Annotated in this window: 29 protein-coding genes and 1 pseudogene; 16 read left to right on the top strand and 14 right to left on the bottom strand. The window is 65.3% G+C overall.

The window, feature by feature from the left end:
• Positions 1-4: 4 nt before the first annotated feature.
• A complete protein-coding gene (tmcA, locus tag C448_RS11390) occupies positions 5-2,254 on the bottom strand; it encodes a tRNA(Met) cytidine acetyltransferase TmcA (protein WP_004054955.1) in 2,250 nt (749 codons plus the stop codon).
• Positions 2,255-2,348: 94 nt separating this feature from the next.
• On the opposite strand from tmcA, the gene C448_RS11385 reads away from it, so the two are divergent.
• Positions 2,349-2,675, top strand: a complete 327-nt coding sequence (locus tag C448_RS11385) for a hypothetical protein (protein ID WP_004054954.1) — start codon at positions 2,349-2,351, stop codon at positions 2,673-2,675.
• Positions 2,676-2,745: 70 nt separating this feature from the next.
• Here the strand turns inward: C448_RS11385 and C448_RS11380 are convergent, their stop codons facing one another.
• Together C448_RS11380 and C448_RS11375 are read right to left on the bottom strand one after the other, a co-directional pair.
• The gene (locus C448_RS11380) at positions 2,746-3,180 is read right to left on the bottom strand and encodes a hypothetical protein (protein WP_004054953.1); all 435 of its coding nucleotides are present in this window, start codon (positions 3,178-3,180) and stop codon (positions 2,746-2,748) included.
• Between the two features lie 52 nt (positions 3,181-3,232).
• Positions 3,233-3,646 carry a hypothetical protein gene (locus C448_RS11375; protein WP_004054952.1) on the bottom strand — a complete coding sequence of 138 codons (414 nt, stop codon included), beginning with the start codon at positions 3,644-3,646 and terminating at the stop codon, positions 3,233-3,235.
• 255 nt (positions 3,647-3,901) lie between these two features.
• On the opposite strand from C448_RS11375, the gene rpl7ae reads away from it, so the two are divergent.
• The 4 genes from rpl7ae (at position 3,902) to ndk (ending at position 5,579) form a co-directional block, all read left to right on the top strand.
• On the top strand, positions 3,902-4,264 hold the full coding sequence (gene rpl7ae / locus C448_RS11370) for a 50S ribosomal protein L7Ae (protein WP_004054951.1): 363 nt from the start codon (positions 3,902-3,904) through the stop codon (positions 4,262-4,264).
• A 4-nt stretch (positions 4,265-4,268) separates the two neighbouring features.
• Positions 4,269-4,487 carry a 30S ribosomal protein S28e gene (locus tag C448_RS11365; RefSeq protein WP_004054950.1) on the top strand — a complete coding sequence of 73 codons (219 nt, stop codon included), beginning with the start codon at positions 4,269-4,271 and terminating at the stop codon, positions 4,485-4,487.
• Positions 4,487-5,038: a 50S ribosomal protein L24e gene (locus tag C448_RS11360; protein WP_004054949.1), complete on the top strand. Its 552-nt coding sequence runs from the start codon at positions 4,487-4,489 to the stop codon at positions 5,036-5,038. The genes C448_RS11365 and C448_RS11360 overlap by 1 nt, the downstream gene beginning before the upstream one ends.
• A gap of 76 nt (positions 5,039-5,114) precedes the next feature.
• Positions 5,115-5,579, top strand: coding sequence for a nucleoside-diphosphate kinase (gene ndk, locus C448_RS11355; protein WP_004054948.1), 465 nt, complete (start codon positions 5,115-5,117; stop codon positions 5,577-5,579).
• A gap of 59 nt (positions 5,580-5,638) precedes the next feature.
• On the opposite strand, the gene C448_RS11350 is transcribed toward ndk, so the two are convergent.
• A complete protein-coding gene (locus C448_RS11350; RefSeq protein WP_004054947.1) occupies positions 5,639-6,844 on the bottom strand; it encodes an MFS transporter in 1,206 nt (401 codons plus the stop codon).
• A 253-nt stretch (positions 6,845-7,097) separates the two neighbouring features.
• On the opposite strand from C448_RS11350, the gene paaK reads away from it, so the two are divergent.
• Positions 7,098-8,402 (top strand): phenylacetate--CoA ligase PaaK, encoded by a 1,305-nt coding sequence (gene paaK / locus C448_RS11345; protein WP_004054946.1) that lies wholly within the window; start codon positions 7,098-7,100, stop codon positions 8,400-8,402.
• Here paaK and C448_RS11340 read toward each other — a convergent pair whose 3' ends face one another.
• Complete coding sequence (locus C448_RS11340) at positions 8,403-9,041, bottom strand: helix-turn-helix domain-containing protein (RefSeq protein WP_049916284.1); 639 nt, start codon at positions 9,039-9,041, stop codon at positions 8,403-8,405. It lies immediately after the preceding gene.
• An 88-nt stretch (positions 9,042-9,129) separates the two neighbouring features.
• On the opposite strand from C448_RS11340, the gene paaA reads away from it, so the two are divergent.
• The 6 genes from paaA to C448_RS11315 are packed head-to-tail and all read left to right on the top strand — an operon-like array spanning position 9,130 to position 13,382.
• On the top strand, positions 9,130-10,071 hold the full coding sequence (gene paaA / locus C448_RS11335; RefSeq protein ID WP_004054944.1) for a 1,2-phenylacetyl-CoA epoxidase subunit PaaA: 942 nt from the start codon (positions 9,130-9,132) through the stop codon (positions 10,069-10,071).
• A 15-nt stretch (positions 10,072-10,086) separates the two neighbouring features.
• The gene (gene paaB / locus C448_RS11330; RefSeq protein WP_049916283.1) at positions 10,087-10,401 is read left to right on the top strand and encodes a 1,2-phenylacetyl-CoA epoxidase subunit PaaB; all 315 of its coding nucleotides are present in this window, start codon (positions 10,087-10,089) and stop codon (positions 10,399-10,401) included.
• Positions 10,401-11,261: a 1,2-phenylacetyl-CoA epoxidase subunit PaaC gene (gene paaC, locus C448_RS11325; RefSeq protein ID WP_004054942.1), complete on the top strand. Its 861-nt coding sequence runs from the start codon at positions 10,401-10,403 to the stop codon at positions 11,259-11,261. The genes paaB and paaC overlap by 1 nt, the downstream gene beginning before the upstream one ends.
• A complete protein-coding gene (paaD, locus tag C448_RS11320; protein WP_004054941.1) occupies positions 11,254-11,682 on the top strand; it encodes a 1,2-phenylacetyl-CoA epoxidase subunit PaaD in 429 nt (142 codons plus the stop codon). The genes paaC and paaD overlap by 8 nt, the downstream gene beginning before the upstream one ends.
• Entirely contained in the window at positions 11,682-11,852 is a 171-nt protein-coding gene (gene paaE, locus C448_RS16345; RefSeq protein WP_004054940.1) for a 1,2-phenylacetyl-CoA epoxidase subunit PaaE, read from the top strand. Before paaD ends, paaE begins: the two co-directional genes overlap by 1 nt.
• A 12-nt stretch (positions 11,853-11,864) precedes the next feature.
• Positions 11,865-13,382: an aldehyde dehydrogenase family protein gene (locus tag C448_RS11315; RefSeq protein ID WP_004054939.1), complete on the top strand. Its 1,518-nt coding sequence runs from the start codon at positions 11,865-11,867 to the stop codon at positions 13,380-13,382.
• A gap of 34 nt (positions 13,383-13,416) precedes the next feature.
• On the opposite strand, the gene C448_RS11310 is transcribed toward C448_RS11315, so the two are convergent.
• The 4 genes from C448_RS11310 to C448_RS11295 form a co-directional block, all read right to left on the bottom strand.
• Positions 13,417-13,770, bottom strand: a complete 354-nt coding sequence (locus C448_RS11310) for a Zn-ribbon domain-containing OB-fold protein (RefSeq protein ID WP_004054938.1) — start codon at positions 13,768-13,770, stop codon at positions 13,417-13,419.
• On the bottom strand, positions 13,767-14,933 hold the full coding sequence (locus C448_RS11305) for a thiolase C-terminal domain-containing protein (protein ID WP_080503199.1): 1,167 nt from the start codon (positions 14,931-14,933) through the stop codon (positions 13,767-13,769). Before C448_RS11305 ends, C448_RS11310 begins: the two co-directional genes overlap by 4 nt.
• A 107-nt stretch (positions 14,934-15,040) precedes the next feature.
• Positions 15,041-16,570 (bottom strand): class I adenylate-forming enzyme family protein, encoded by a 1,530-nt coding sequence (locus C448_RS11300; RefSeq protein WP_004054936.1) that lies wholly within the window; start codon positions 16,568-16,570, stop codon positions 15,041-15,043.
• Between the two features lie 77 nt (positions 16,571-16,647).
• A complete protein-coding gene (locus C448_RS11295) occupies positions 16,648-17,415 on the bottom strand; it encodes an SDR family NAD(P)-dependent oxidoreductase (protein ID WP_004054935.1) in 768 nt (255 codons plus the stop codon).
• Positions 17,416-17,521: 106 nt separating this feature from the next.
• Here C448_RS11295 and C448_RS11290 point away from each other — a divergent pair, with 106 nt between their 5' ends.
• Both C448_RS11290 and C448_RS11285 read left to right on the top strand, forming a co-directional pair.
• Positions 17,522-18,367 (top strand): SDR family oxidoreductase, encoded by an 846-nt coding sequence (locus tag C448_RS11290; RefSeq protein ID WP_004054934.1) that lies wholly within the window; start codon positions 17,522-17,524, stop codon positions 18,365-18,367.
• A gap of 90 nt (positions 18,368-18,457) precedes the next feature.
• Positions 18,458-19,222, top strand: a complete 765-nt coding sequence (locus C448_RS11285; protein ID WP_004054932.1) for an SOUL family heme-binding protein — start codon at positions 18,458-18,460, stop codon at positions 19,220-19,222.
• A gap of 10 nt (positions 19,223-19,232) precedes the next feature.
• Here the strand turns inward: C448_RS11285 and C448_RS16930 are convergent, their stop codons facing one another.
• The gene (locus C448_RS16930; RefSeq protein WP_004054930.1) at positions 19,233-19,367 is read right to left on the bottom strand and encodes a DUF7128 family protein; all 135 of its coding nucleotides are present in this window, start codon (positions 19,365-19,367) and stop codon (positions 19,233-19,235) included.
• Positions 19,368-19,445: 78 nt separating this feature from the next.
• On the opposite strand from C448_RS16930, the gene C448_RS11275 reads away from it, so the two are divergent.
• Positions 19,446-21,587, top strand: coding sequence for a CDC48 family AAA ATPase (locus tag C448_RS11275; RefSeq protein ID WP_004054928.1), 2,142 nt, complete (start codon positions 19,446-19,448; stop codon positions 21,585-21,587).
• Between the two features lie 32 nt (positions 21,588-21,619).
• Here C448_RS11275 and C448_RS16175 read toward each other — a convergent pair whose 3' ends face one another.
• Both C448_RS16175 and C448_RS11270 read right to left on the bottom strand, forming a co-directional pair.
• Positions 21,620-21,787, bottom strand: a complete 168-nt coding sequence (locus C448_RS16175; RefSeq protein ID WP_160162789.1) for a hypothetical protein — start codon at positions 21,785-21,787, stop codon at positions 21,620-21,622.
• Between the two features lie 167 nt (positions 21,788-21,954).
• Positions 21,955-22,653 carry a DUF7351 domain-containing protein gene (locus C448_RS11270; protein ID WP_004054926.1) on the bottom strand — a complete coding sequence of 233 codons (699 nt, stop codon included), beginning with the start codon at positions 22,651-22,653 and terminating at the stop codon, positions 21,955-21,957.
• Positions 22,654-22,827: 174 nt separating this feature from the next.
• Here C448_RS11270 and C448_RS15605 point away from each other — a divergent pair, with 174 nt between their 5' ends.
• Complete coding sequence (locus tag C448_RS15605) at positions 22,828-24,243, top strand: IS1182 family transposase (RefSeq protein WP_152415571.1); 1,416 nt, start codon at positions 22,828-22,830, stop codon at positions 24,241-24,243.
• A gap of 221 nt (positions 24,244-24,464) precedes the next feature.
• On the opposite strand, the pseudogene C448_RS16805 reads toward C448_RS15605, so the two are convergent.
• Positions 24,465-24,668, bottom strand: a pseudogene (locus C448_RS16805) (DUF7347 domain-containing protein); the annotation flags it as partial.
• Positions 24,669-24,734: 66 nt separating this feature from the next.
• Positions 24,735-26,138, bottom strand: coding sequence for an aryl-sulfate sulfotransferase (locus C448_RS11250; RefSeq protein ID WP_004054918.1), 1,404 nt, complete (start codon positions 26,136-26,138; stop codon positions 24,735-24,737).
• Positions 26,139-26,361 lie beyond the last annotated feature (223 nt).

The raw sequence follows: 26,361 nt of genomic DNA, 5'->3' as shown, positions 1-26,361 counted from the left end.
CGGTTCACTCGCCACCATCGACGTATCGGTTACGTTCGTCGTGGGCCGCGCGATTCCCGTAGCGATCGACGAGCGGCTTGTAGGCGTCACCGAGCGCGCGCATGCATGCACCGGCCGAGACGTAGTCGAGCGCGTCGGCCACCGCTTCTGTCGGGCGAGTCTGCAACACGCGCATGACGAGCAGGCGTTCCTCCCGTGCCGAGAGGTCGCTGTCCGCGTCCGTGAGATGGCACAGCGCGAGCGCGCGGAAGACGTGCGGATGGATCTCGGCGAGTCCGGGACCGTAGGCGGCGCTGGCGGCGACGCGCCACTCGTGGTCGGAGAGATCGACTTCGGCAGTGACGTGGGTCGCCCCGAGCGCGGCCCGGACCACGTCTGGATCGAGAGCGGCGAGCGCGCCGGACAGCGTCGCACCGACGCGCTCGACGAATCGCCGTGCGTGGCGATCGCGGAGCTCTCGACCGGCATCCGACAGCGGTGTGAGCATCAGCGCGGAGTGTTCGCCGCTGCGCTCGTTGCGCGTCGTCGCGAGATAGACGGTCGAAAAGCCGTTGCGTCGCCAGAATTCGACGAGTTCGGGCGTCGCGCCGTAGCCGACGCCGAGCCAGTCGGTCGTCGCGGTCGCCCGTATCTCGTCGAGCAGTCGCGAGCCGAGCCCGCGCGAGCGGGCGGCCGGATGGGTGGCGATGCGGAGCACGCGCTGGCCGGTCGGCACGCCCGCTCGCTCGTCGCGGAGCTGGCTCGTGAGCACGTCTGGAAGGAGGTGGCCCTTGAGACGGCTCCCTTCGTACACTTCGCGACGCAGATCTTCGGAGAGGCCGCCCTCGCGAGCGAGCAGCGCGACCGAGACGACGTGATCCTCGGAGAGTAGCGCGTGAACGGAGACGTTCGGCGCGTCGAGCAGGCGCGCAAGGTCGTTCGGCTCCGTGCGGTAGTGGGCGGCGACGAGCAGTCCGAACGCCTCGCGCAGGCGGTGTTCGTCGTCGAGCAACTCCTCGGAGTTCAGTCGTGCGTAATCGACGGTTTCGGGTGTTGCCCCCTCGACTAACGGCACGACGGGCGGGCGTGCGTCGAGCAGGAGCGCGCGGAAGGCCCAGACCTCGACCGGATCGCCGGCGGCGTATCGGATGGGATCGTCGAGGCGCTGCTCGTGCACGGCGAACTCGCTATCGTCGAGGCGATCACGGAAGCGCACCGAGAACCCGCGGCCGGCCCCCTCGTAGCCGTGGACGGTCGTGACGAACGCGACCGCCGGTGCGGCGAGGAACTCCGAAAGTCGGTCGACCGGGAGTGCGGCAGCCTCGTCGACCACGAGCAGGTCCGCCCGTTCGGCCTGCTCGGTCGCCACCGCGGGCTTCGCGAACCGTACCTCCCCTCCCCCTACTGCGTCGAGACAGAGGGGGGTTTCGTCCTGGTCCACGCCGGCGAGCCCGCCGAGTGTCGAGAGGAGCTCACGCGCGCGCTCGAAGATCGGTGCGGCGCTGCGGTAGGCGGGGGCGGTCACGAGGACGTCCTTTCCGTCGGCCGCCAGCGCACCGGCGGCCAACCCGGCGGCACTCGATTTTCCCCGCCCACGATCGGCCTCGACGACGAGTACCTCACCCGGCTCGCGAAGACTTTCGAAGGCGTGGACGGCAGCCGTCTGATCGGGGGTCAGACAGACCTCGTAGGCCGCTCGCGGAAACCCGTGTTCGTCCGGCGGAGCGGGTTCGGACCGCTGCTCGCGTGGTGGTGGATCGGTCAGACCGTCGCACTCGACGGTTCCCGAATCGACGTTCGCGATGGCGATTCCCCGATGCGCCCGGAGCGTGTCGACCAGTCGCCGCCGGAAGTTGCCGGCCACCGATGCGGGTTCGTAGGGTGGCACGGCGAGCGTCGCGTCGAAGCCGTCACGGCGATCGGGCCACGAATCGAGCGGCGGCACAAGTAGAACGAGAAGGCCGCCGCCGTCGACGGCTCCCACCGTGCGCCCGATCACGTTCGGCCGACACTCGTCGTGGCAGTCGAGCACGACCGCGCCGCGGGTTCGACCGAGGAGTTCGTCGGCGTGTTTCGGCGTGATTCGCTCGCAGTCGAGTCCGTCGCTGTTCTCGTCGGCGACGAGCGTCGTCGCCGTTCTCGAAATCCCGGCCGCGTCGAGCGCTTCGCGCGCCCCGGCATAGCAGTCCTCGCGCTCGCCTGTGAGCACCAGCGCGCGGCGCTCGTTCGCCCGGCGGGCCTCGTCGCCGAGCGCGGCCGCGAGGTCGGCGATCATACCGATGGACGGATATCGGGCGGCATGGGTGCGTCGGTTCGCTGCCTCACCCCGACCCACAAAACTTAGTCCGTGCGTCACGAATGCCGAGTGGATGGACGAGCGCGGTGATTCCACGTCGGCGTTCGAGCAGCTCCGCGAGCGTTTCGGTGACGAATCGGAGTCGGCATCGGCGGACGATTCCGACGAACCGGCGTGGAAACGGTACACGTCGCTGCTCCAGATCGCACTCGTCGTCGGCGCGGCCTTTGGCGGCACCATCGTAAGTGTCGCCTCGTCGGCCATCGACCGGACCACGACCATCGCCCGCGCGAGCGGCCCCGCGCTGGCCGAAACCCTCTGGCCGATCCTGCTCGGGATCACGGCGCTCGCGGTAGTGATCTGTCTGGTTGTCGTCGGCCTCTCGGTGCGGAACGTCTGAGTCGATCCTTTTTCGAGATCCATTCGCGATCGTTCTCGCTCGCTGCCGGTGCCGATGCGTTCGACGATGACTACACCGACCCGTGTGCTCTCGCGTGTGAATGGACCACGCCGATATCGACGAGATGGTTGGTCAGAGTTGCGCCGAAGAGACCTGCCTCAAGCAGCAGCGATGAGATTCCAGCGGTCACTGTGAGATAGATCACGCCGACCACCGCTATCGCAGTGACGAGGACGAACGCGACTTTCCGACCGAGCGATGCGTTTCGATACCACCGATCCGCACGCCGCCCCGTTTCGGTTCGTCGATGCCAGTGCCCGTAACCGACGCCGACGAGCATTCCCACGACGAGTGCGAGCAAAAAGGCCGACAGTCGGATGTCGTCTCCGACGTACTCGTACACGAAGAAGATCGCCCAGAACGCCCAGAGGAGGATAAATCCGACGACCAGTATCGGTCCCTGTTCGAAGAGATGATCGGGGAGATCGTTCGTTCGAGTAGTCATAGATACGCTATATTGGGGAGTGATAAAAATCCATGCCGATCGGTCGTGTATCTCACTCCGGTCCGGCGTGATTCGTGACGAACGTCAACTGCTGGTAGCCGACGATCGCGCTGATCCAGAGCACGAGCAACACTACGAGTGATACGTTTATGACGGATAGACCGTAGGCCAGAGCAGCCAACGGGACCAACAGCACGATACCGATTGCGAACTGTTGGCCGAGCGGTGCGTCGCCGTAGAGCCGTTTCGCCATCCGACCGCGCTCGGTTTGCGTCGTCCATGCGACAAACGCACCGCCGAGCAGGAAGCCACCGACCAGTAGGAGCAGGTAGAACGACAATCCGAACGCATCCCCGACGAATTCATTGGCGGTCAGCACTGCCCAGACCGCCCACAGGACGACAAAGAAACTGTGTCGGACGGCACCGCTCCCGAACGTGGACGATCCGCTGGATCGGGTTGCCATTGCTATATTATCATTCGAATCCGTTTCGGCAAAAACGTTGTGTGAACTCGTCCGTGCGCTCGCCTCGCACGGCGTGCATGCTTTGAAAGCGCTTTTATGCAGGGCTACGCTACCGCTGGCTACAGCCTGTGCGGGGTTGTGAAGCTCCCAGCCTCAGGGATTCGGTCGCCGCCGAGGAACCCTCGGCGAGCAGTCAAAAGCCTCGCTTTTGACAACGGCGGGGGAGACAGAACTCGCGCACAGGAGGACTACACAATGTCAGTTTATGTCACCTATGACGTTCCGGCGGACCTCGAAGACGACGCCATCGAGGCGCTCGAGGTCGCCCGGGACACCGGCACGGTAAAGAAAGGTACCAACGAGACGACCAAGGCCGTCGAGCGAGGCAACGCATCGCTCGTCTACATCGCCGAGGACGTCAGCCCGGAAGAGATCGTGATGCATCTGCCCGAGCTCGCCGACGAGAAGGAGATTCCCTTCGTCTTCGTCGAGACCCAGGACGACGTCGGCCACGCGGCAGGCCTCGAAGTCGGCTCGGCCGCCGCGGCCATCGTCGACGCCGGCGACGCCGACGAGGACGTCGAGGACATCACCACCACCGTCGAGGACCTCCGATAGGACGATGAGCGCCGAAGGAACTGACTCCACGCCCGCCGAGGTCATCGAGGTCGTCGGCAAGACCGGGATGCACGGCGAGGCGATGCAGGTCAACTGTCGGATCCAGGAAGGCGAGAACAGAGGACGGATCATTACGCGCAACTGCCTCGGTCCGGTCCGCGAGGGCGACGTGCTCCAGCTCAGGGAGACCGCCCGCGAGGCCGACTCGATAGGGGGTCGCTGATGGTCGACACGCGGCCGTGCGACTACTGCGGGTCGGAGATCGAACCCGGCACGGGGACGATGTTCGTCCGCGTCGACGGCGAGGTCATCCACTACTGCTCGTCGAAGTGCGAGAACAACGCCGATCTCGGTCGTGCCGCCCGCGATCTCGAATGGACCGCCGACGGCCGGCGCAGCACCGATAGTCAGGCGGGGACGCCCGACGAGGTCGAACAGGTCGCCGCCGAACCGTCGAGCGAGGGCGACGAAACCGTCGCCGACGAGATGGATACCGTTCCGGGCGAGAGCGAGGCCGAAGCGGTCGCGGCAGCGGCCGGCGACGCCGGTTCGCGTTCGGGCGAGCCCGCAGCCGCAACCGACGAGCGCGTCGATGACGACGCCACGGCCGACACCGACGAACTCGACGAAGTCGAGGGCCGGAGCGCTGGCGGCTCGGACCCCGACATCGAAGAGGACCAGGACACGGCCGATGTCGACGAGAGCGAGGCCGAGGCGAACGTCGGCGAGGAGACGGTCCGCGACACCGACGACGATGGCGAGGACGACCAGTGAGTTCAGTCAGACGTTCCGGCTCGTTCCACTCGCCGGCTGCGACTGACAACCTCACGCTCGACATGGAGTGTCTCGCGTGAGCCACGACGAACGAACCTTCGTGATGGCCAAACCCGACGCCGTCCAGCGGGGGCTGATCGGCGAGATCGTCTCCCGGATCGAGGGCAAGGGGCTGAAGCTGGTCGCGGGCAAGTTCATGCGGATCGACGAGGAACTCGCCCACGAACATTACGGCGAACACGAGGGCAAGCCGTTCTTCGACGGGCTCGTCGAGTTCATCACGTCCGGCCCCGTCTTCGCGATGGTCTGGGAGGGCGACGACGCCACCCGGCAGGTCCGTCGGCTGATGGGCGCGACCGACGCGCGCGACGCACAGCCAGGAACGATCCGGGGCGATCTCGGCAACGATCTCGGTCACAACCTGATCCACGGCTCGGATCACGAGGACGAGGGCGCGAACGAGCGCGAGATCGACCTCTTCTTCGACGATGAGGAGCTCCTCGATTGGGATCGCGACGCGTCGACCTGGGTCTACGAGTAACTCGCCCCGTCGGATTCGTTTTACGGACGTTTGCGGAAGGACAGTCGTTTTTGGATGCTCTAGATGTTCGTCGCCCGTTCGCCGCCGAACAGCGCGAGATAGCCGATGCCGGCGACGCCGACGACGGAGGCAGCCACGCCCGCGATGAGCAGCGTCTCGCTGTAGCCGACGATCGAGGCGGCGGAGACGAACAGCGGCGGGCCGACGGTCGTGCCCAGCTGGAGGATGCTCGTCCGGATGCTCATGATGCCGCCGCGGAAGGCGTCCGGCGTGAGCGCGTTCAGCGCCGTGTCGGTGATCGGTTCGGCGAAACCCTGACCGAAGCCGAACAGGAAGAGTGCGCCGGCGAGCACGAGGATGGAGTCGGTGAGTGCGGCGACGCTGAGGCCGACCCCATACGTGAGAAAGCCGAGCGCGATGAGCCGCAGCGGCGAGAAATAGCCGAGCAGACGCGAGGACTGCGAGGAGGTCACCCCCATCGCCACCGCCGGCAGTCCGAGCAGGAGGCCGATCGCGCCCGAGGAGAGCCCGTAGGAGTCGTCGAGCACGAACGGGATGACCGTGAGCTGTGCGCCGTAGAGAATGACGAAGATGCCGAAAATCGCCGTATAGAGCACGAGTGCCGTTCGTGTCGGGATCGCCCGTGCCGCCTTGACGAAGTAGGAGAGCCCGCCGGATTCCGACTCACCCTCGGGATCGGGCAGAATCGCCGAGCCGGCGATCGCGACGAAGACGGCCAGCGCGAAGCAGATGAACGGCACCGTCCAGGAGATGAGCGCGAGCCCACCGCCGATCAGGGGGTAGCCGGCCGCGCCGATCGCGAGGATCGCGGCGTTCAGCCCGATGAACCGGCTTCGCTGCTCGCCGGTGAAGATGTCGCCGAGCAGGGTGACGGTGAGGCTCATGATGGCGCTGCCGGCGGTGCCCTGGACGACCCGGAGGGCGAGGACGGTCGTGAAGTCCCCGACGAAGGCGACCGCGAACCCGCTGATGCCGAACAGGAACAGCGAGGGGACGAGCACGCGCTTGCGCCCGATTCGGTCGGAGACGAGTCCGATGAAGGGTGTGAGAACGATACCGGGGAAGGTGAACGCCGAGATAAGCAGGCTCGCCTGGCTGGTCGAGACGTTCCACGCCGCCTGGATCGTCGGGAGCGCCGGACTGATGAGCGAGACACCCATTACGCTGACGAGCGTGCTTGCGAAGATGACGAGCACCGTCGGCGAACGATCGGTTCCGAGTCGCGTCGATAGCAGCTCTCTCATGGTGGTCACTCGCGCGGCGCTCAGCCATAGCAAACGGACTCACCACGGATCGTGGAGTTCGACGGATCGCTGCGTGCGTCGCGCGTTGCGTGGCGTTCGCCCACGCCGCGTTTGAAACTTGCGCACCGCGGTCGGCAGTCATAAACCCGCCCCATGTGCGGGGAAATCTATATCCGCTCACACCGATATCAAATGGTATGTTACCGCCCGGCACGGAGGATGGAATGACCGCACACAACGGGCAAGCGTGGCGATGGATGGACGATCGGCGATGACGGTACCCATCGAACCGGAGTTGAGCCGTGCGGAACTCGCCGATCGACAGGACGAACGCCTCGTCGAGACCGTCACGAACGCTTACGAGAACGTTCCCTTCTACCGCGATCGGCTCGACGAACACGGAGTCTCGCCGGACGACATCGACGGTATCGACGACATCGGAACACTACCGATGACGACCAAGACGGCCTTTCGCGAGGAGTATCCAGACGGACTGTTCGCAGTCAGCGACGACGAGATCGCCCGGATCCACGCCTCGTCGGGAACGACCGGCAAGTCGAAGATCGTCGGTTACACCGACGCGGATCTGGAGCGCTGGGCGGCGGTCGTGGCGCGCTCGCTCGCCGCCGCCGGGGTCGAACCGGGCGATACGGTGCAGAACGCCTACGGCTACGGTCTCTTCACCGGCGGTCTCGGCCTCCACGACGGCACCGAGCGCCTCGGCGCGACGGTCGTCCCGATGGGTGGTGGGGACACGGCCCGTCAGCTCACGATGGCCCAGGATCTCGGCAGCGACGCGCTCGCGTGCACGCCCTCGTACTGTCTCTATCTCGCCGACTGCGCCGAAGAACGCGGTCTCGACCCGCATGATCTCCCCTTCGAGACCGTGGTCATCGGCGCGGAACCGTTCACCGATCCGATGCGCGATGAGATCGAGGCGGCGCTCGACGTCACCGCCATCGACATCTACGGGCTCTCGGAGATCGTCGGTCCGGGCGTGGCGATCGAGTGTGCCGAAGCACAGGACGGCCTCCACGTCTGGGAGGGCCAGTTCTACCCCGAGATCGTCGATCCCGACACCGGCGAGACCCTCCCGCCGGGCGAGACGGGCGAACTGGTGTTGACGACGCTCACGAAGGAGGCCCAGCCGATACTCCGCTATCGCACGGGTGACATCACCCGCCTCTACGAGGAGGAGTGCGACTGCGGCCGCGTCGAACGGCGGATGGGCAACGTCACCGGCCGAACCGACGACCTGCTCATCGTTCGCGGCGTCAACGTCTACGCGAGTCAGATCGAGGCAGTCATGGTCGGGATCGACGACGTCGCACCCCACTACCGGATCGATCTCCGTCGTGAGGACAGCCTCGACACGATGGAGATCACCGTCGAACCACACGAGCGCTCGGCGACCACCCCGGCGGAGCTCCGTGCGACGATCGAGGAGCGACTCGGCGAGGAGCTCGATGTCTCGCCCGACGGCATCGACGTGGTCGAGCCCGGGACGATCGAGCGCACCGAGGTCGGGAAGGTGAAGCGGGTGTTCGATCACCGCTGATCAGGCGAACAGCTGCGAGAACAGCGCGTGCTGGCCGCGATGGAGGCGCTCGATGAACGCCGACTTGCTGATCCCGAGATCGTCGGCGACCTCCGCGGCGGTCGCGCCCCGCGGAACGGTGAAGTAGCCACGCTCGACGGCCGCCCTGAGCGCTTCTTCCTGTCGGGGGGTCACGTTCCAGCGCGTCGCGATCGCCTCCTCGTCGTCGGCCTGGAGCGGATAGGCGCGTTCGAGCGCGACGCCGACGGTCTCGCCGGCGGTGTTCAGCACGCCCCTGAGCACGTCGTGGCCGACGACCGCACCGGTGACGGTCGCGCTGCCCTCGCGATAGCGCAGCGATTCGACGATGAGGCCCGCGCTCACGAGATCGTGGACCACGCAGGGCTGTTTCGAGAGACAGCGACCGTTCTGTCGGCCGTCGACTCTGGCGAGGTGGAGATAGCGGATGCGGTCGTCCGCGTCGAGCGCCGTCGCGAACCGCTCGGATTCGGGGGCGGTGAAGCTCAGGAGAGCGTTGCCGTCGGCGCGCAGCTGTGGCGGCTGGGCGTCGATCTCGATGCCCGCCGCCCGCGTGGCGTCGGCCAGCGGGCAGTCGTCGTCGCGCACGCGGAACTCGACGACGAGACACTCGTCTATCACGACCGTCGTCGCCGCCGCGCACGTATAAACCCCGTCCATGGACGTGTGAAGGTCTATGATGGTAGGACGACAATGTGGGTGTGTACCAATGGATCTCGACACAGTGAAAGAGCGCGCCGGGCCGCGTCAGTTCAGCCCGGACGACGACATGCCGCGGAAGTACCGCGAGGCGGCGACGCGGATGATCCAGTTCCACGCGAACTCGGAGATCATGGGCGCGTATCTGGAGCGCCCGTTCATCCGCGAAGCCCCGAGCCTCGATCGCAAACTGGCCTACTCGGCGAAGACGCAGGACGAGCTCGGCCACGGCCAGCTGTTGTATCGGGCGGCCGAGTCGCTGGGGATCAAGACGCGCGAGCAGATGCTCGACGAGCTCGCCAACGGGGAGGGCAAGTTCCTCAACTGTTTTCACTACCCGATGGAGTCGTGGGTCGAGACGCCGATGATCGCCTTCTTCGTCGACGGTGCGGCGATGCGCCGGCAGGCCACCCTCAAGCGGACGAGTTGGGAGCCGTACGCCCACGCGATGGACAAGGTCGTCTTCGAGGAGGGGTTCCACATCAAACACGGCGAGTCAATCCTGAAGGAGCTCGCCACGGGCTCGAAAAAAGAACAGGAGATGGTCCAGGACGCCTTCGAACTCTGGTGGCCGCGCATTATCCAGTTCTTCGGGCCGACCGACGACGACTCGACCCATCACGATTTCTCCGCCGAGGTCGGGCTGAAGCAGATGACCAACGACGAGCTCCGGCAGTCGTTCCTCAACCAGTATCTCCCGAAGGCCGAGAAATACGGGCTCGAGATCCCGGACACGCCGACGATCGAGCAGGACGAGGACGGCAACTATCGGGTCGCCGAGGACGAACTCGACTGGGAGGAGTTCTTCCAGATCGCCAAAAACGAGTACGATCCCGGTCGGGGCCAGATCGACTCGCGCAAGCGCGCCCACGACGCGGTCGAGTGGGTCCGCGACACGCTCGACGAGTACGAAACGACGACGAGCGGCCACGCGCCGCAGGCGGCCGACTGAGATGAGTACTAAATGATGATCTGGGAAGTGTTCCGACAGGAGGGAGCCGGCAAGTATCACACCCACTGCGGGAACGTCCACGCGCCGGACCGCGAGATGGCGCTGATGTTCGCCCAGATCCAGCACGGCCGGCGCAAGCCGACCCACAGCATCTGGGTCACGCCACAGCAGGAGATCGGCGAGATCGACGAGGGGGACACGACCTTCGGCGGCACCACGGACAAGGGCTACCGCTGGGCGACCCAGTACAACATCACGGCCGCCGCCGAGGAGGTCGCCGACTCCGAGAGCGAGCAGGCCGACGCCGAGAAGGAACGGGGGCGGCGCTGATGGCGGCCACCGAGAGCCTCTCCGGCCCGAACGATCTCGACGAGCGCGAGCGTGCGGCCGTCGAAAGCCTGCTCTACCGACTGGCCGACGACGAGTTCGTCATCGCCGACCGCTACACCGACTGGCAGGTGCGCGCGCCCACGGTCGAATCAGATATCGCGATCGCCAACATCGCTCAGGACGAACTCGGCCACGCACGGCTCTGGTACGATCTGCTGGAGGACTTCGGTCACTCCGAGCCGGACCTCATCTGGGAGCGAGACCCCGAAACATTCCGGCACAGCACGCTCTGTGAACTCCCGTTCGCGGAGGGTGACTGGGCCGACGCCATCGTACGGAGTTATTTCTACGACGAGGCCGAGCACCTCAGACTGGAGGCGCTCGAAGAGTCGTCGTATCCGCGCATCCGCGACCGCGTCGGCAAGATCGTGGGCGAGGAGGGCTACCACCGCGAGCACGCCGAGAACTGGCTGCGTCGGCTCGTCAGCGGCGAGGAAGGCCGTGAACGCGTACAGGAGGCCGTCGACGAACTGTTCCCCTACGCGCTGACGCTGTTCGAGGAAACGGAAGACGACGAAGCGATCGACGACCTCGGACTACGGACTCGCACGCTTTCGGCGATGCGCGAAGAATGGATCGAGACCGTCACCGGGACGCTGACCGAGATCGGGATCGACGCACGTGCGCCCGAAACCGACGAAGACGGACAGGTGTTGACCGGCGAACTGCCCGATCACGTCGGGCGGGACGGCGACCATACCGATCACTGGGCGACCCACTACGACGAGATCACGAACACCTACCGCGAGCTCGGCCGCGACCACGCGGCACGGCTGATGGAGGATCCCGACGATGAGTAGCGAGTCAGGCATCGATCCCGAGTTCGATCCGGACGCGAACTACTGCGCGTACACCGACTACGAATCGGGCGAGACCGTCGAAGCGCTGCCCGCGACCGGCGAGGAAAGTACCGGGACCGAGCGCGCGGTCTGGGACGCGCTCTATGGGATCGACGATCCCGAGATGCCGATCAGCATCGTCGATCTGGGGCTGATCTACGGCATCACGGTCGACGACGGCCACGCGCGGGTCGACATGACACTCACCTACACCGGCTGTCCGGCCCGCGACATGCTCCAGGAGACCGTTCGCAAGCGTGTCGCCGCGATCGAGAGCATCGACGAGGCCGAACTCCGGCTCGTCTGGTCGCCCGAGTGGACCGTCGAGATGGTCACCGAACGGGGCAAAGAGGACCTCCGCGAGTTCGGGCTGAGCATCTGATGCGTCGACTCACCGATCCGAGCGTCGAGACCACTGGAAACGACGAGCGGGCCGAATGCCCGTACTGCGAGTCGACGAACACCGAGCGCGAGCATCCGAAAGGACCATCGCTCTGTCGATCGATGCACTACTGTCACAACTGCAACCAACCGTTCGAGAAGTTCGAATAATCACTCACTACGATGTCTTCAGAAACACAGCAGATCGACGATAGCCGCGACGAGATCAAGGACCGACACCGCGAGGCGCGTGACGAACTGCTCGCCGACTCGTACGACCACTACATCGGCGGCGAGTGGGTCGAGAGCGCCTCAGGCGAGACCTTCGAGACGCACGATCCCACGACGGGCGAGGTGCTCGCGGAAGCACAGGCCGGCAACAGCGACGATATAGATCGCGCGGTCGAGGCTGCGTGGGACGCCTACGAGAGCGAGTGGGCCGACACCGACGGGACGAAACGACAGCGCCTGCTCACCGAGATCGCCGAACGAATCGAGGACAAGCGAAGCGAGATCGCGCGGATCGAGACGCTCGACAACGGCAAACCAATTCGCGAGGCGCGCGCCGACGTCGCGCTCGTCGCCGACCAGTTCCGTTACTTCGCGGGCGCGGCCCGCACCCACGGCGGCGAGACCGTCCCCTCCGGGAGCGGGAAGTCGATCCGGACGCTTCGCGAGCCATACGGCGTGATCGGCGCGGTCGTGCCCTGGAATTTCCCGTTGCTCATCGCCTCGTGGAAGCTCGCGCCGGCGCTCGCCGCCGGCAACTGCGTCGTGCTCAAACCCGCCGAACAGACCCCGCTGTCGATATTGAGGGTCATGGAGGAGATCGACGACGTGCTGCCCGATGGCGTCATCAATATCGTGACGGGCTACGGCGAGGAGGCGGGCGCGCCGCTGACGGGTCACTCCGACGTGCGGAAGGTCTCCTTTACGGGATCGACCGCGGTCGGCAAGGAGGTCATGAAGGCCGCCGCGGAGAACGTCGCGGACGTGACGCTCGAACTCGGCGGGAAGAGCCCCGTCGTCGTCTTTCCTGACGCCGACGTCCAGCAGGCGGTGCGGGTGATGATGCTCGCCATGTTCTACAACACCGGCGAGTGCTGCACCGCCGGCACACGCCTATTCGTCCACGAGGAGATCTACGAGGAGTTCATGGACGCGTTCGTCGAGAGCGCCGAGGGGCTTCGGATGGGTGATCCACTCTCGAAGGATACCCGATTGGGGCCCAAGGTCTCCGAGGAGCAGGTCGAGCGCACGCTCTCGTACGTCGAGCAGGCCAGGGAGGACGGCGCGCGGATCGTCACCGGTGGCGGCCAACCGGAAGACGACGCACTCGCGGACGGCTGTTTCGTCGTCCCCACGGTGATCGACGATATCGACCACGATTCAAAACCCGTGCAAGAGGAGATCTTCGGACCTGTGGAGGAGGTCTTCGCGTGGTCGGACTACGACGAGATGATCGAATGGGCCAACGACGTCGAGTACGGGCTCGCCGCGGGAATCATCACGAACGACCTCTCGAAGGCCAATCGTGCGGCCCGTGACATCAAGGCGGGCAACATCTGGGTCAACCAGTACAACGACTTCCCGGCCGGCCAGCCCTTCGGCGGGTTCAAACAGTCGGGCATCGGCCGCGAGCAGGCCGAGGAGACCCTCGATCACTACTCACAGACCAAGACGATCAACATGAACCTGTAGCGCCGAGCGCCCCCAACTCGACTTTTCGCCAAGACTACTCGGCGCGAAAGACCGGTGCGATATCCCCTGATTCGTCGATAGCGCCGTCGAAGACCACGCGATCGCCGATCTCGACATCGCCCTCCAGTCGGGCGGTCACGCGCGCGCCATCGAGCTGGACGGTGCCGACCTGATAGGGACCTTCGAAGCCCGTCGGCGGTACCTGCACCGTCGTTTCGGTGTAGATCTCGCCCTCTTCGGGCAGTTCGGTCGTCTCCAGATCGCGACCGCCACAGTCGTTACAGACGGCGAACGGCGTGCCGTAGGTCGCGCCACAGTCGGAACAGCGCACCCCCAGCAGGTCGCCGTTTTCGAGCGCCGTGGTCCAGTCGTCGTGCGTGAGGCTCATCCGCGCACCTCCATGACGGAGACGACTGTCGTCGCGGCGTCGCCACCCAGGTTGTGCGCCACGGCCTTCTCCGCGCCATCGATCTGACGTTCGCCAGTGTCGCCCCGGAGCTGTTCTGCGAGTTCGACGATCTGCGCAGTCCCGGTCGCGCCGATCGGGTGGCCCTTCGCCTTCAGCCCGCCCGAGGGGTTGATCGGTCGATCGCCATCCATGCTACTCCGACCCTCCGCGGCTGCGGGGCCACCCTCGCCGTCCTCGAAGAAGCCGATGGCTTCGCTCGCCATCACCTCGGCCCCGGTGAAGCAGTCGTGGACTTCGGCGAAGGCCATTTCATCGGCGCTCGTTCCGGCCTGCTCGTAGGCCTGCGCGGCGGCGTCGCGGGCGGCCTGCGTCGCGTGCGGGACGGGTTTTGCGCTCAACGGGACGACGTCCGTCGCGTGGCCGACACCGCTCACGTCGACGGGATCATCGAACGAGTCGGCGCGGTCGTCGCTCGTGACGATCACGGCGCTCGCGCCGTCCGAAAACGGACAGCAGTCCATCAGATGGAACGGGTCGGCGACGATCGGCGAGTCGAGCACTTCCTCGACGGTCGTTTCTTTGCCGAAGTGGGCGTTCGGGTTGCGAGTGCCGTTTGCGTGGTTTTTCACGGCGACGTGGGCGAGCTGTTCCTCGGTCGTGCCGTGTTCGTGCATGTGGCGTTTGGTGAGCAGTGCGAACACGCCGGGGAAGGTCAATCCTGTCGGCTGCTCGTAGTGGCGATCCGAGGCGGAGGCGAAGATGCGCGTCATCTCGCCGGTGCCGAGGCCCGTTTCGGGCGTACAGCGCTCGACGCCACCCACCAGCACGGTGTCGTGGATCCCCGCCTCGACGGCCTCGACGGCGTTCTTGAACGCGTTCGCGGAGGTCGCACACGCGTCCTCGTAGCGCTGGCAGGGCACGCCCGCGAGACCGACTTGGGAGGCGACCGCCGGGGCGAGGTGCGTGTCGTTTTCGGTCTGGCCACCCATCGCGTTGCCGAAGTAGAGCGCGTCGATCTCGTCCGGACCGACACCGGCGTCGTCGTACGCGCCGAGCGCCGCCTCGGCGAACAGCTCCGACAGCGTGCTCTCGTGGACGCCGAACGTCGTCATGTCGGCACCCACGACGCTTGCTCGTGTCATCAACAATGGTTTGGAATGGTCGTACAAAGACCTACCGAGGTGGAGTGCAGCGCGACCGCGCTGCACTTGGCTTTCCGTCTGACGAATCGACGACGATCGAGATCGAACTACGACAGCTGACTCTTGATGACTTTCCCGGTGGGATTGCGCGGGAGGCTCTCGCGGAACTCCACCTCGCGCGGGAGTTTGAACTCCGCGAGACGGTCCCCGACGACCGATCGAACCTCATCGGTGGTCATCGAGATCCCCTCACGGAGAATCACCACGGCTTTGACGCGCTCGCCCCACGTCTCGTCGGGAACACCGACGACGCCCGCCGCGGCGATGTCTTCGTGGTCTTCGAGGGCGGCCTCGATTTCGGTGGGGTAGACGTTCTCGCCGCCCGTAAGTATCATGTCGTCGTGTCTATCGACGAAATAGACGAACCCCTCCTCGTCGCGTCGCACGAGGTCCGAGGAGACGAAATATCCCTCGTCATCGAACACGTCGTCGGTCTTTTCGGGCATCCCGAGATACTCGCGGAACGCGGTCGCACCTTTGTAGGCCGCGCGGCCGATCGCTCCCTGTTCGACCTCCGCGCCGTCGTCGTCGTCGACGATTTTGAGCGTGACGTTGATGATGGGCTTGCCGATGCTGTCGGGTTTTTCGAGCGCGTCCTCGGGATGGAGAATGGTCGTCACCGGTGACAGCTCCGTCTGGCCGAACACCTCGTAGAGATCCGCGTCGAAGGCGTTCATTACGGTCCGTTTGAGCTCCTCGCTTGAGGGGGCCGCACCGGTCATGTACGACTCGAACGACGAGAGGTCGTACTTCTCGAAATCATCAACGGCGAGCATCGCGCGGCTCATCGTCGGAACGAAAAACGAGCCGGTGATGTTCGCCTCGTCGATGATTTCGAGGGTGCGAACGGGGTCGAACTTCTCGACGAGATGGGTCGTGGAGCCGGCATAGAAGGTGTTGTTGAACACTCCGAACGCCGCGATGTGGAACAGCGGCGTGACGATGAGAAATCTGTCGGCGCTTTCCTCGAATCCAGCGCTGTACACCGTGTTCACCGAGTTCTGGAGTAGGTTGTCGTGGGTGAGGATACAGCCTTTCGGCTGCCCCGTCGTTCCGCTGGTGTACAGCAGCGCTGCATCGTCCAAGCGATCCGGAACCACGTCGATTCGCTCGTCCGCTGCGGCGTCGCGGGCGGCCCGGAAGTCGTCCGCGAACGATGGTGTATCCGCACCGACGTAGAGATACTCTTCGACTGGTGTCTCGCTCTCCCGAACGGCGTGGATGGTCGATGCAGCGTCGCTATCGAACACACAGAGGCATGCCCCGCTGTCGCGGAGAACGTAGCCGACCTCCTCGTCTTTGAACCGATGGTTGATCGGGACCGGCAGCGCGCCGAGTTTCATCGCGCCGTAGTACGCCTCCAGCGTTTCGACGTTGTTCTGCATGTACACCGCGATCTGGTCGCCCGCCTCGACGCCGCGCTCGCGGAGCAGATGGGCAACCCGATCGACGCGCTCGTTGAAATCGGCGAACGTGAGCGACTCGGAACCCGTCTCGCCCTCCATCACGAGACAGTCCTCGTCGGCGTGTCGTTTCGCGTTCGCCTCCGCCACGTGACCGAACGTGAGTCCGCGCATGTTAGACATACGATAGCAGTTCACATATAATTATGTCCTGTAACTACTGGTCCGCCATTCGACCGGAGAGCAGTCGGTCAGTGGGCCGCGTAGCCGCCGTCGACGACGTGGATCTCCCCGGTTGCGTACGAGGCCGCCGGGCCCGCGAGATAGACCGCCGCGCCGGCGATCTCCTCGGGGTCGGCGAACCGATCCTGCGGGATCTCGGTGAGGAGCTCCTCGTGGATGGATTCGTTCCCCCTGACACCCGCCGTGAATTCGGTCTTCACGTAGCCCGGAGCGATCGCGTTGACACGGATGGCGGGTGCCCACTCGACGGCGAGGGTTCGCGTCATGCCGACCAGCGCGTGCTTCGAGGCCGTGTAGGGGACCTGATGGGGGAGCCCGACGACCCCGCCGACGCTGGCGACGTTCACGACGCTTCCCTCGTCATCGCGCTCGTCGATGCGACGAGCGAACTCACGCACACAGCGGAAGGCCCCGGTCGCGTTCACGTCCATGATCCCCTCCCATGTCTCGATCGCGAGCTCCCGCGCATCGCCGAAATACGGGTTCGTACCGGCGTTGTTCACGAGCACGTCGACCGGACCGAACCCCTCCTCGGCTCGATCGAACGCCGCCTCGACGTGGGCGGTCTCGGTCACGTCCGCGGTGCAGGCGACGGCCTCGCCCCCGCTCGCCTCGATACGTTCGACGGTCGCTTCGAGATCGTCTTCGGAGCGTGCGAGCGCGACTACTGCTGCCCCGGCATCGGCCATCGCGACGGCGATCTCCTCGCCGATGCCGCGGCTGGCACCCGTCACGAGCGCGGTCTTCCCTTCGAGCGAGAACCGTTCGAGTTCCATGCTCCTCCTCCGCCAGCGGGGACCATAAGCGTCGAGCTGGCTTTGAGAACTGTCACGAACGATCGGCCATAGCCAATGTTATGGGAGACCCCCACAGAGCCAGCGCATGGCACTGGCGACTCCGGACTTGAGCGGTCACACGGCGTTCATCACCGGCACGACGCGGGGCATCGGCAAGCGGATCGCGCTCGCGCTCGCCGAAGCCGGTTGTAACGTCGTCTCGACGGGCAAGACCGTCGACGACAGCGATAGTGATCTCGACGGGACGATCCACGAGACTGCCGCCGAATGCGAGGAGCGCGGCGTCGACGCACACGCCATCCAGCTGAATCTGCGCGACGAGGAGCAGGTCGAGGCGGCCGCCGCCGAGGCGATCGACGTCTTCGGCGAGGTCGACATCGTGATCAACAACGCGAGCGCCATCCAGATGGCCTCCGTCGAGGAGCTGCCGGCCAACCGGTTCGACCTGCTGACCGACGTGAACATCCGAGGGACGTATCTCACCTGTCGGGCGTTCATCCCACATCTCAAGGAGATCGGCGGCGGGCAGATCCTGACGAACGCACCCCCGGTGAAGATGGATCGCGCGCCCGGCGAGGCGGCCTACGCGTGGTCGAAGATGGGGATGACGTTCGTGACGCTCTCGCTCGCGAGCGAACTCCGGGGTACGGGAATCTCGGCCAACAGTTTCTGGCCCGTGACGGCCATCGACACGCGCGCGACGCGTTACTTCGGCATGGGGACGGAGGACGACTGGCGCTCGCCGGTCATCGTCGCCGACACCGTGCTCGAACTGCTCGACCGCGACGAGGAGTTCACCGGCAATGCCGTCTACGACGAGGACGTGCTCCGCGAGGCTGGCGTCACCGATTTCGAGCGCTACAACTGCACCGAGGGCGATCCGACTCCGCTCTCGGCACAACTGTTCGATCCCGACTACGAACGGCCGTAGCTTTCCGTTCCGTCCGTAGCGGGGAAGGAGGAGGAATCGTCGAGCCGGAACGAGCGACACAGCCTTCAGTCGTCGCCGTTTCGTCTGTGCATGAATCGAGCACGACTCGGGGCCATCGGCGTGGCGACGGCCGGGGGCGCACTCGCGGTCTGGAGCGCCTTCGGAGTGCTGCGCTCGCGATCGGCCGAACGGGTCGACTACACCGTCGAACGGACGATCGACGACCGGACCGAGATCAGGCGCTATCCGGAACTCGTCCGCGTCGAGACCACCGGCGACTCGACGCGCGAGGCGTTCGGACGGCTGTTCGATTACATCCAGGGCGCGAACGAGTCGCGCTCGGACGTCTCGATGACGGCTCCCGTACGGACCGACAACACTGGTGAGGACGAGGGGGCAGGCGAATCGATCGAGATGACCGCGCCCGTCCGCACGGAGAACGGTGCCGATTCCGAATCGGTGTCGATGACGGCTCCCGTCCGTACTGACACGGACGACGACGGCGTCCAGATGGGATTCTATTTGCCCGCGAAATACACGCCGAACACCGCGCCGCGGCCGACGGGTTCGGAAGTATCGCTCGCGGTCGAGTCGCCGCGGTCGGTTGCGACACGGCGCTTCTCGTGGTGGCGACCGGACTGGCGGACGCGCCGACAGGCGTCGAAGCTCCTGGATTCGCTCGGCGACAGCGATGTCGAACCCGTCGGCGAACCGTTCAATCTCGGGTACAACGACCCGTCCACCCCGCCCTTCCTCCGAACCAACGAAGTTGCCGTTGATGTCGAGTGGGCCGACGGGGCGTCGACGGCGGAGACGTCCGGTGGTGAGGACACACCGGATATCGGTGGCGATTAGCGACTAGCGATCACTGGAGATAGCTCGGTTCCTCGGCGTCACAGGCCTCCTCGTGCTGTTCGGCCTCCTGGTCGTCGTCGAACATGAGCCCGCAGTGTTCGCACTCGTGCCACGTGGTTCCATCACGCTCGGTTTCGACCACCATACTTGACGTGGACCATCTACGACCAAAGGTGTTGTCCCCAGTGGGAACGCTGAAGGCTGTCGGTCCGTCAGTCGGTGTATGGCCGGTGGGGACGTCGACGGCGTCGAACTTACTGTCGAAGGTGCACAGAAGCGGGATGCGGGCCGGGGCGTCGCACGCCTGCCAGAGGCAGCCCGGCATACACTGGGGGTGCTGAGCGGCGACACGGTCGTCATCGACGGCGAGCGCGCCACGGTGGCGAAGGTCTGGCCCGCGAGCGGCGACCTCGCCGGCGATCGAGTCCGTATCGACGCCGATACACGGACGAACGCGGGCGTGACCGTCGGCGACTCCGTGACCGTGTCGCCCGTCACGGTCGCCGAGGCGACGCGCGTGACCGTCGACGTCCCCGAAACCCTCGATGCGGACGACGATCTCACCGCGCTCGTCACGCGTGCGCTGCTCGATCGCCCGATCAAGGCCGGCGAGCAGCTGCGCATCGAACGGCTCGGGCCGGCACCGCTCGCGATCGAATCGACCACGCCCGAGGGCACCGTCCGCGTCACGCAGGAGACGATGATCGCGCTCCGTGGCGGGGCCGATCTCGAAACGGACACGACGACCACGACGGACGCAACGCCGACGACGGGGACGACCGACGCAAGCGATGGCTCGGCTCGGGTCACCTACGAGGACATCGGCGGGCTCGACGATGAACTCGACCAGGTGAGAGAGATGATCGAACTCCCACTTTCCGAACCCGAACTGTTCCAGGAGCTCGGTATCGAGCCGCCCTCCGGCGTGTTGCTCTACGGGCCACCGGGGACGGGCAAGACGCTGATCGCGCGGGCGGTCGCCGGCGAGGTCGACGCGTTCTTCACGACGATCTCGGGCCCGGAGATCGTCTCGAAATACAAGGGCGAATCCGAGGAGAAGCTCCGCGAGGCGTTCGATCGGGCCGAGGAGAACGCGCCCTCGGTCGTGTTCATCGACGAGATCGACTCGATCGCGAGCGCGCGCGGCGACGACGCCGACATGGAGACGCGCGTCGTCGCCCAGCTACTCACCCTCATGGACGGGCTCGAAAGCCGCGGGCAGGTCGTCGTCATCGGTGCGACCAACCGGGTGGACGCGATCGACCCGGCACTCCGCCGGGGCGGACGGTTCGATCGCGAGATCGAGATCGGCGCGCCCGGCGAGGCGGGCCGGCGGGAGGTCCTTGACGTGCACACCCGCTCGATGCCGCTGGCCGAGGACGTCGATCTCGATCGGCTGGCCGCTCGCACACACGGGTTCGTCGGTGCCGACCTCGAATCGCTCGCCGTCGAGGCGGCGATGGCGGCGCTCAGACATCGCACCGAACGCGATTCGCTCGCCGTCACCCGTGCGGACTTCGAGACGGCGATGGCGGCCGTCGATCCCTCGGCGATGCGCGAGTACGTCGCCGAGAGCCCGAATGCGGGCTTCGACGATGTCGGCGGACTGGATGACGCGAAAGCCACGCTCACCGAGGCCGTCGAGTGGCCGCTCTCGTATAGCGCGCTGTTCGAGGCGACCGCGACCGACCCGCCGGCGGGCGTGCTCCTCCACGGGCCGCCCGGAACGGGGAAGACGCTGCTCGCCCGCGCGCTCGCCGGCGAGAGCGACGTGAACTTCATCTCGGTGGCCGGGCCGGAACTGCTCGATCGGTACGTCGGCGAGTCGGAGAAGGCCGTCAGGGAGGTGTTCGCTCGCGCCCGGCAGGCCGCCCCGGCGATCGTCTTCTTCGACGAGATCGACGCCGTCGCGGGCGGGCGCGGCGAAAATCACGAGGTGACGGAACGGGTCGTCTCACAACTCCTGACCGAGATCGACGGACTGGCCGAGAATCCGAACCTGATGGTGCTCGCCGCGACCAACCGAATGGACGCCATCGATCCCGCACTGCTCCGGCCGGGCCGCATCGAAACCCACATCGAGGTGCCGGCTCCCGACGAGGCCGCCCGTAGGGCGATCTTCGCCGTCCACACCGACGACAAACCCGTCGCCGAGGACGTCGATATCGATCGACTGGCCGCCGACGCAGAGGGATACTCCGGGGCCGACATCGAAGCGCTCTGCCGGGCGGCCTCGATGGCCGCCATCCGCGAGGTCGCCGGCGAGCACAGTCCAGAAGACGCCACCGCACACGCCGACGAGGTGCGCATCACGGCGGAGCACTTCGAGGATGCTGGCGAGTCGATCACGCCGACGTTCGAGTGACCGATCGAAAAGCCGAGTAAGAGAATCCGCGTTCAGGCCGCTCGTCGCGCCCGCAGGAAGCTCCGAACGATCCGCCGTCCGCGCCGCATCAGCAGGGCCATCGATCCAACGAGCAGTGCGAGACCCGCAGCGAGCGCCGGGTTGGTGAGCAGCCAGAGGAGAACGAGAACGAGCGCCATCGCCGCGTAGACGAGTGCCACATCTTGGGAACTAACTCGTGCGTTCAGTCGTCGGTTCCGCTCGGTCCGGCCGTGTCGCGTCGTTCGTCCCCTCATACGTGTAGTGAGAGGGGCCGCCCCGCAAAAAATATAATTTGAAATACATTTTGTAACGCGCGTTACTGAAATCGATTTCAGGAGGAGGCCGTTCAGATCGCGCTGCGGCGGGTCTCGACGAGCGAGAGGTCGCCGTCGAGGGTCGCGTGGAGTCGTTCGTCGTCGAGGTCGATGGCGAGTTCGAGCTCCCAGGGATCGGTCGAGCGCACAGTAGTGAGGTCGTCGCTCACGCACCAGTCGAGTTTCCAATAGGGCGTCGCGCCAAGGTCGACGTCGTGATCGCGGTGGAAGGCGACGACCGGCGAGCGATCGAGCAGACTCAGCCCGATCGCCGAGCAGAGGCTGTGATCACACTGTTCGCAGACGTGATCGGCGCGGAGGCCAACCCCGAGACAGCACTCGCCCTCGTCCGATATCGTGGTGGTCATCCGTCCGCTACACTCGGGACAGACGCCGTCCTTGGCGAGACAGTGGAGATGGCGCACCCGCTGGTCGAACGCTTCGAGGACTTCCTCGTTCGTGCGGTCGTTGAGCCCGCCCGGCGGGAAGGAGTACTCGCCGTGAGCACGGCCGCAGTCGGGACAGTCGAGCGCGAGCATCTCCTCCTCGTAGCTCGCGACGAGCGGTTCGCCACACCGGGTGCAGCCGTCCGCGATCACGAACGGCTCGACCCGTGGGTGTTCGGTGAACGACCCCGCGAGCACCGCGCGGACGACCTTCGCGCCGGCGGTGCGGAGCTCGTACCCCTCCTCGACCTTTCGCACGTACTGATGAGCCTGTCCAAGAAACATCGACAGGGAAATCAGATTCTGCGGGTTCCGAGTTCACATGACGTAGATTTTATCTAGCGGAAACTCCTGTNTGTCCAAGAAACATCGACAGGGAAATCAGATTCTGCGGGTTCCGAGTTCACATGACGTAGATTTTATCTAGCGGAAACTCCTGTATAGCGTAAGGATTCATCCGTGACGTCTAATTTCATCCGATACGACCAAGATCAGCAACACCTCCTGCCGAAGAACGTCGCGGAGTGGGTCGAAGAGGATAGCCTCGAACGCTACGTCTCCGACGTCATCGATCATCTCGACAACGAGGGCCGACTCGATCCGTTCTATCCCGACGATCGGGCGGACGGCCGTGGCCGGCCGCCCTTCCATCCCGTGATGATGCTCAAAATCCTCGTCTTCGGCTACTGTATCGGTATCCGCAGCTCCCGCAAACTCGACCGCCTCCTCGAACGCGACGTCGCTTTTCGTTACCTTGCCGCGAATCAACACCCTGACTTCCGCACGATCAGCCTCTTCCGCAAGAACCACCGCGAGGAGTTCGAGCACCTCTTCGTTGAGATTCTTCGCCTCTGCCGGGAAGCCGGCATGGCCGAGATGGGTGAAGTCGCCTTGGACGGCCGTCGCGTCCAAGGCGACGCCGCACTCGACCAAAATCGCACTCGTGAGCAGATAACCGACGAAATCCACGACATCCTCGACGAAGCCGCCGAGATTGACGCGGTCGAAGACGAGGAATACGGCCCGCACCAGCGTGGAGACGAGCTCCCGGAGGAACTCCGGGAGCAAGAGGACCGATTGAATCGACTGCGGGAAGCCAAGCACCGACTCGACGCCAAAGAACAGCAACGCAAGGAGGAACAAGCCGAGAAAATCCGCCAGAGAGAACGCGAGGAGGACGAAATGGGTCGAAAGAAACGAGGCCGGAAGCCCACNCTCAAAACCAGCAACGGCTGGAAACAGGGCTACAACGGCCAAGCAATAGTGGACTGCGACACCCAGGTCATCGTCACTCAGGACATCACTACTGACGCAAACGACGTCCAGCAACTCGAACCGATGCTGGAGAACTGCGAGGAGGTGAACGGCAAGCGCCCGGAGAAGGCGCTTGCCGACGCTGGCTACTGGAGCAAAGCGAACGCGCAGTTAGCGGATGAGCAGACGGAACTGTTCATCGCCACGACCAAAGACTGGAAGCGACGGAAGGAGCTTCGGGAGGCGGATCCGCCGCGAGGGCGGATCCCCAAGTGGTACGGGCTGAAAGAACGCATGGAGCGGAAGCTTCGGACGAAACGNGAGCTTCGGGAGGCGGATCCGCCGCGAGGGCGGATCCCCAAGTGGTACGGGCTGAAAGAACGCATGGAGCGGAAGCTTCGGACGAAACGAGGCAGAGGCATCTACCGCAAGCGCAGCCAAAGCGTCGAAGCAGTGTTCGGTCAGCATGTCACCCGCGGCTGCGACCGATTCCTGTTACGCGGGGAGACAGGGGCACAAGCGGAGGGGTCGTTGTTTTCGGCAACACACAACCTGCTGAAACTGTGGCGGTCCGGCCGGGGGCCGGACGGCCACGAAGTGGCGGACGCGATCGCCGGGTAACTGAGCCCGGTTCCCTTTTTGTCGACGCTGACGGATCGGTCTGCCGAATCGTACAGCAGTGACTTCAGGCGATATCGGGTGACGGGTAGTGCGGAATTCTTAGACGGGCTCNGCCCGGTTCCCTTTTTGTCGACGCTGACGGATCGGTCTGCCGAATCGTACAGCAGTGACTTCAGGCGATATCGGGTGACGGGTAGTGCGGAATTCTTAGACGGGCTCTGATCGGTGAGTTTTCCGAGATGGTAGTTGAACTGCGCGCTGTCGCGCATGCCGACCATCTCGTTGAGCGTCGAGAAGCGGACGGGCTCCTCCTCGGCCCGCCAGAGCGCTTCGAGGATGCTCAATCGGGTCTCGTTCCCGATGAGCGCGAACGCGTCGGCCGGCGCGACGCAGTCGACGCACTCCTGGATGTCCGGTGTGCTCATGGCTGTCCTACCGCGACCGGAACGATAAGTGTTTTTTCGATACCCGGGACGGCTCGACCACTCCGCTCACTGGCGTTTCAGACCGTCACGAACGCCGCCGACCGTCCGCGCGAGCCGTCGATGGATGCGTCGGCGCTGATAGACGCCCTCGCCGACGGCCCAGACGAGCGAAACAAGTAGCCCTACGCCGAGAACCGTGAAGGCCCAGGTCGGCAGCCACGTCGGTTTGAGCCACGGCGCGACGTGTTTCCAGCGCACGGCGAGCTCGGTGAGTTCGCCCGGGAGCGGTGTCGTGGACACCACGCCGTCGACCACGCGTGGGATTGAGGGGAGGGCCGTCTCGCGGCTCCCGCCGTGGAGAGTCACGGCCCCGGTGGCGTTCTGCTCGCGGATCGTCGGCCCGTTCGGCTCGTCGCCGTGGGCCACTCGTTCGGCGTCGTAGGTCGCCCAGGGCGCGTGCATCTCCCAGACGATCTCGCCCGCCGGCGTGACCTCGATCACCCGATGGTTCATCGAATCGACGACGAGCGTGTTGCCGTTCGGGAGGCGATCGGCGTCGCGCGGCCAGTTCAGCCCACCCGAAAGCGTCCACGTGCGCTTCCAGCTTCCGTTGCCCGGTGGGCCGCCCGTGCGCACGTACTCGACGATCCGATCGTTCTCGGAATCGGCCACCAGTATCGTCGGTGTACCGTTCGTACCATCGAGATAGGTGGGGTTGTGCTGTTCGAACATCACCGCATGATCGTCGTCGCTGCCGAGGCGCAGATCGATCTCTTTCGTCGAGCGATTCACGGCGATGACCTGGTCCATGTTGCGCACCGAGACGAGGAACTCGCCCTCCCGGAACTCGTCGACATCGTTGACGTGCGTCCAGTCCTTCGTCCCGATCCCGTCGTCGGCGGTCGCCGGGTAGTGGTTCTTGAACTGCCACTCCCAGGTCACGTTCTCGGTCGTCCGGTTGTAGACGAACACGCTGTCGTTGCTCGTCGAGCCGGTGTCGTAGTTGATGCCTGCGACGAGCAGTTCGTCACCGTTGATCAAATCGACGTCGTGGATGTCCGGACTGTCGAACCGCTCGGTCCAGACCCGTTCCCGACTATCGGGGTCGAACTCGTAGACGATGGTCGTCCCCCGGACGGGGTTGACGACGAGCAGGTTGCCGTTCGGTAACGGATCGACATCGTAGAACCAGTTCGTCCGGTCGTCGGGACCGTCGTGGGTCCAGTTCACCGATCCGTTCTCGTCGACCGAGACGAGCCGTGCGGGACGACTCTGGAGCGACATCCCCTGGGCGTGCCAGCCCTGACTCGAAATGACCGTTTCGCTGTCGGGCGTGGTGCTCGTGACGCCGCGTTTGAACGTCGGTTCGTCGTACGAGAGCGTCAACACGCCGCTGAGGAGCACCAACGAGAGCACGACAACCCCGAGCAGCCCCCGGACGAGCCAGCGACGGGACGGCAACCCGACCATGAGAGGACCTGTTCGGACCGTCACATAGCGATTACGGAAATCCGGTCACGGGGTACATCTTTCGCCATAGACCGGTCCAAAAGCACAGATCAGCCCCAACAGGACTGCGTGCGAGCGTACTGACGCCCCTGCGAGAGGATACCCCGGTAGAAGTCGTCGCTCCTACTGGAAGCTGTAGGAGCTTGCGAACGGTCGCCTGCCGGCGACCGCACGACGAGCCATC

Origin of the sequence: Halococcus morrhuae DSM 1307 (genome assembly GCF_000336695.1) — an archaeon.
GTDB lineage: Archaea > Halobacteriota > Halobacteria > Halobacteriales > Halococcaceae > Halococcus > Halococcus morrhuae.
Note: the sequence above shows the minus strand (reverse complement) of the source record. Positions and strands in the feature narration are given on the sequence as shown.

Bases quoted from the DNA above. Each gene is read 5' to 3' on its own strand.
- tmcA (WP_004054955.1), bottom strand. From the start codon at position 2,254: ATGATCGCCGACCTCGCGGCCGCGCTCGGCGACGAGGCCCGCCGGGCG.
- C448_RS11385 (WP_004054954.1), top strand. From the start codon at position 2,349: ATGGACGAGCGCGGTGATTCCACGTCGGCGTTCGAGCAGCTCCGCGAG.
- C448_RS11380 (WP_004054953.1), bottom strand. From the start codon at position 3,180: ATGACTACTCGAACGAACGATCTCCCCGATCATCTCTTCGAACAGGGA.
- C448_RS11375 (WP_004054952.1), bottom strand. From the start codon at position 3,646: ATGGCAACCCGATCCAGCGGATCGTCCACGTTCGGGAGCGGTGCCGTC.
- rpl7ae (WP_004054951.1), top strand. From the start codon at position 3,902: ATGTCAGTTTATGTCACCTATGACGTTCCGGCGGACCTCGAAGACGAC.
- C448_RS11365 (WP_004054950.1), top strand. From the start codon at position 4,269: ATGAGCGCCGAAGGAACTGACTCCACGCCCGCCGAGGTCATCGAGGTC.
- C448_RS11360 (WP_004054949.1), top strand. From the start codon at position 4,487: ATGGTCGACACGCGGCCGTGCGACTACTGCGGGTCGGAGATCGAACCC.
- C448_RS11350 (WP_004054947.1), bottom strand. From the start codon at position 6,844: ATGAGAGAGCTGCTATCGACGCGACTCGGAACCGATCGTTCGCCGACG.
- paaK (WP_004054946.1), top strand. From the start codon at position 7,098: ATGGATGGACGATCGGCGATGACGGTACCCATCGAACCGGAGTTGAGC.
- paaA (WP_004054944.1), top strand. From the start codon at position 9,130: ATGGATCTCGACACAGTGAAAGAGCGCGCCGGGCCGCGTCAGTTCAGC.
- paaB (WP_049916283.1), top strand. From the start codon at position 10,087: ATGATCTGGGAAGTGTTCCGACAGGAGGGAGCCGGCAAGTATCACACC.
- paaC (WP_004054942.1), top strand. From the start codon at position 10,401: ATGGCGGCCACCGAGAGCCTCTCCGGCCCGAACGATCTCGACGAGCGC.
- paaD (WP_004054941.1), top strand. From the start codon at position 11,254: ATGAGTAGCGAGTCAGGCATCGATCCCGAGTTCGATCCGGACGCGAAC.
- paaE (WP_004054940.1), top strand. From the start codon at position 11,682: ATGCGTCGACTCACCGATCCGAGCGTCGAGACCACTGGAAACGACGAG.
- C448_RS11315 (WP_004054939.1), top strand. From the start codon at position 11,865: ATGTCTTCAGAAACACAGCAGATCGACGATAGCCGCGACGAGATCAAG.
- C448_RS11310 (WP_004054938.1), bottom strand. From the start codon at position 13,770: ATGAGCCTCACGCACGACGACTGGACCACGGCGCTCGAAAACGGCGAC.
- C448_RS11305 (WP_080503199.1), bottom strand. From the start codon at position 14,933: ATGACACGAGCAAGCGTCGTGGGTGCCGACATGACGACGTTCGGCGTC.
- C448_RS11300 (WP_004054936.1), bottom strand. From the start codon at position 16,570: ATGCGCGGACTCACGTTCGGTCACGTGGCGGAGGCGAACGCGAAACGA.
- C448_RS11295 (WP_004054935.1), bottom strand. From the start codon at position 17,415: ATGGAACTCGAACGGTTCTCGCTCGAAGGGAAGACCGCGCTCGTGACG.
- C448_RS11290 (WP_004054934.1), top strand. From the start codon at position 17,522: ATGGCACTGGCGACTCCGGACTTGAGCGGTCACACGGCGTTCATCACC.
- C448_RS11285 (WP_004054932.1), top strand. From the start codon at position 18,458: ATGAATCGAGCACGACTCGGGGCCATCGGCGTGGCGACGGCCGGGGGC.
- C448_RS16930 (WP_004054930.1), bottom strand. From the start codon at position 19,367: ATGGTGGTCGAAACCGAGCGTGATGGAACCACGTGGCACGAGTGCGAA.
- C448_RS11275 (WP_004054928.1), top strand. From the start codon at position 19,446: ATGGCCGGTGGGGACGTCGACGGCGTCGAACTTACTGTCGAAGGTGCA.
- C448_RS11270 (WP_004054926.1), bottom strand. From the start codon at position 22,653: ATGTTTCTTGGACAGGCTCATCAGTACGTGCGAAAGGTCGAGGAGGGG.
- C448_RS11250 (WP_004054918.1), bottom strand. From the start codon at position 26,138: ATGGTCGGGTTGCCGTCCCGTCGCTGGCTCGTCCGGGGGCTGCTCGGG.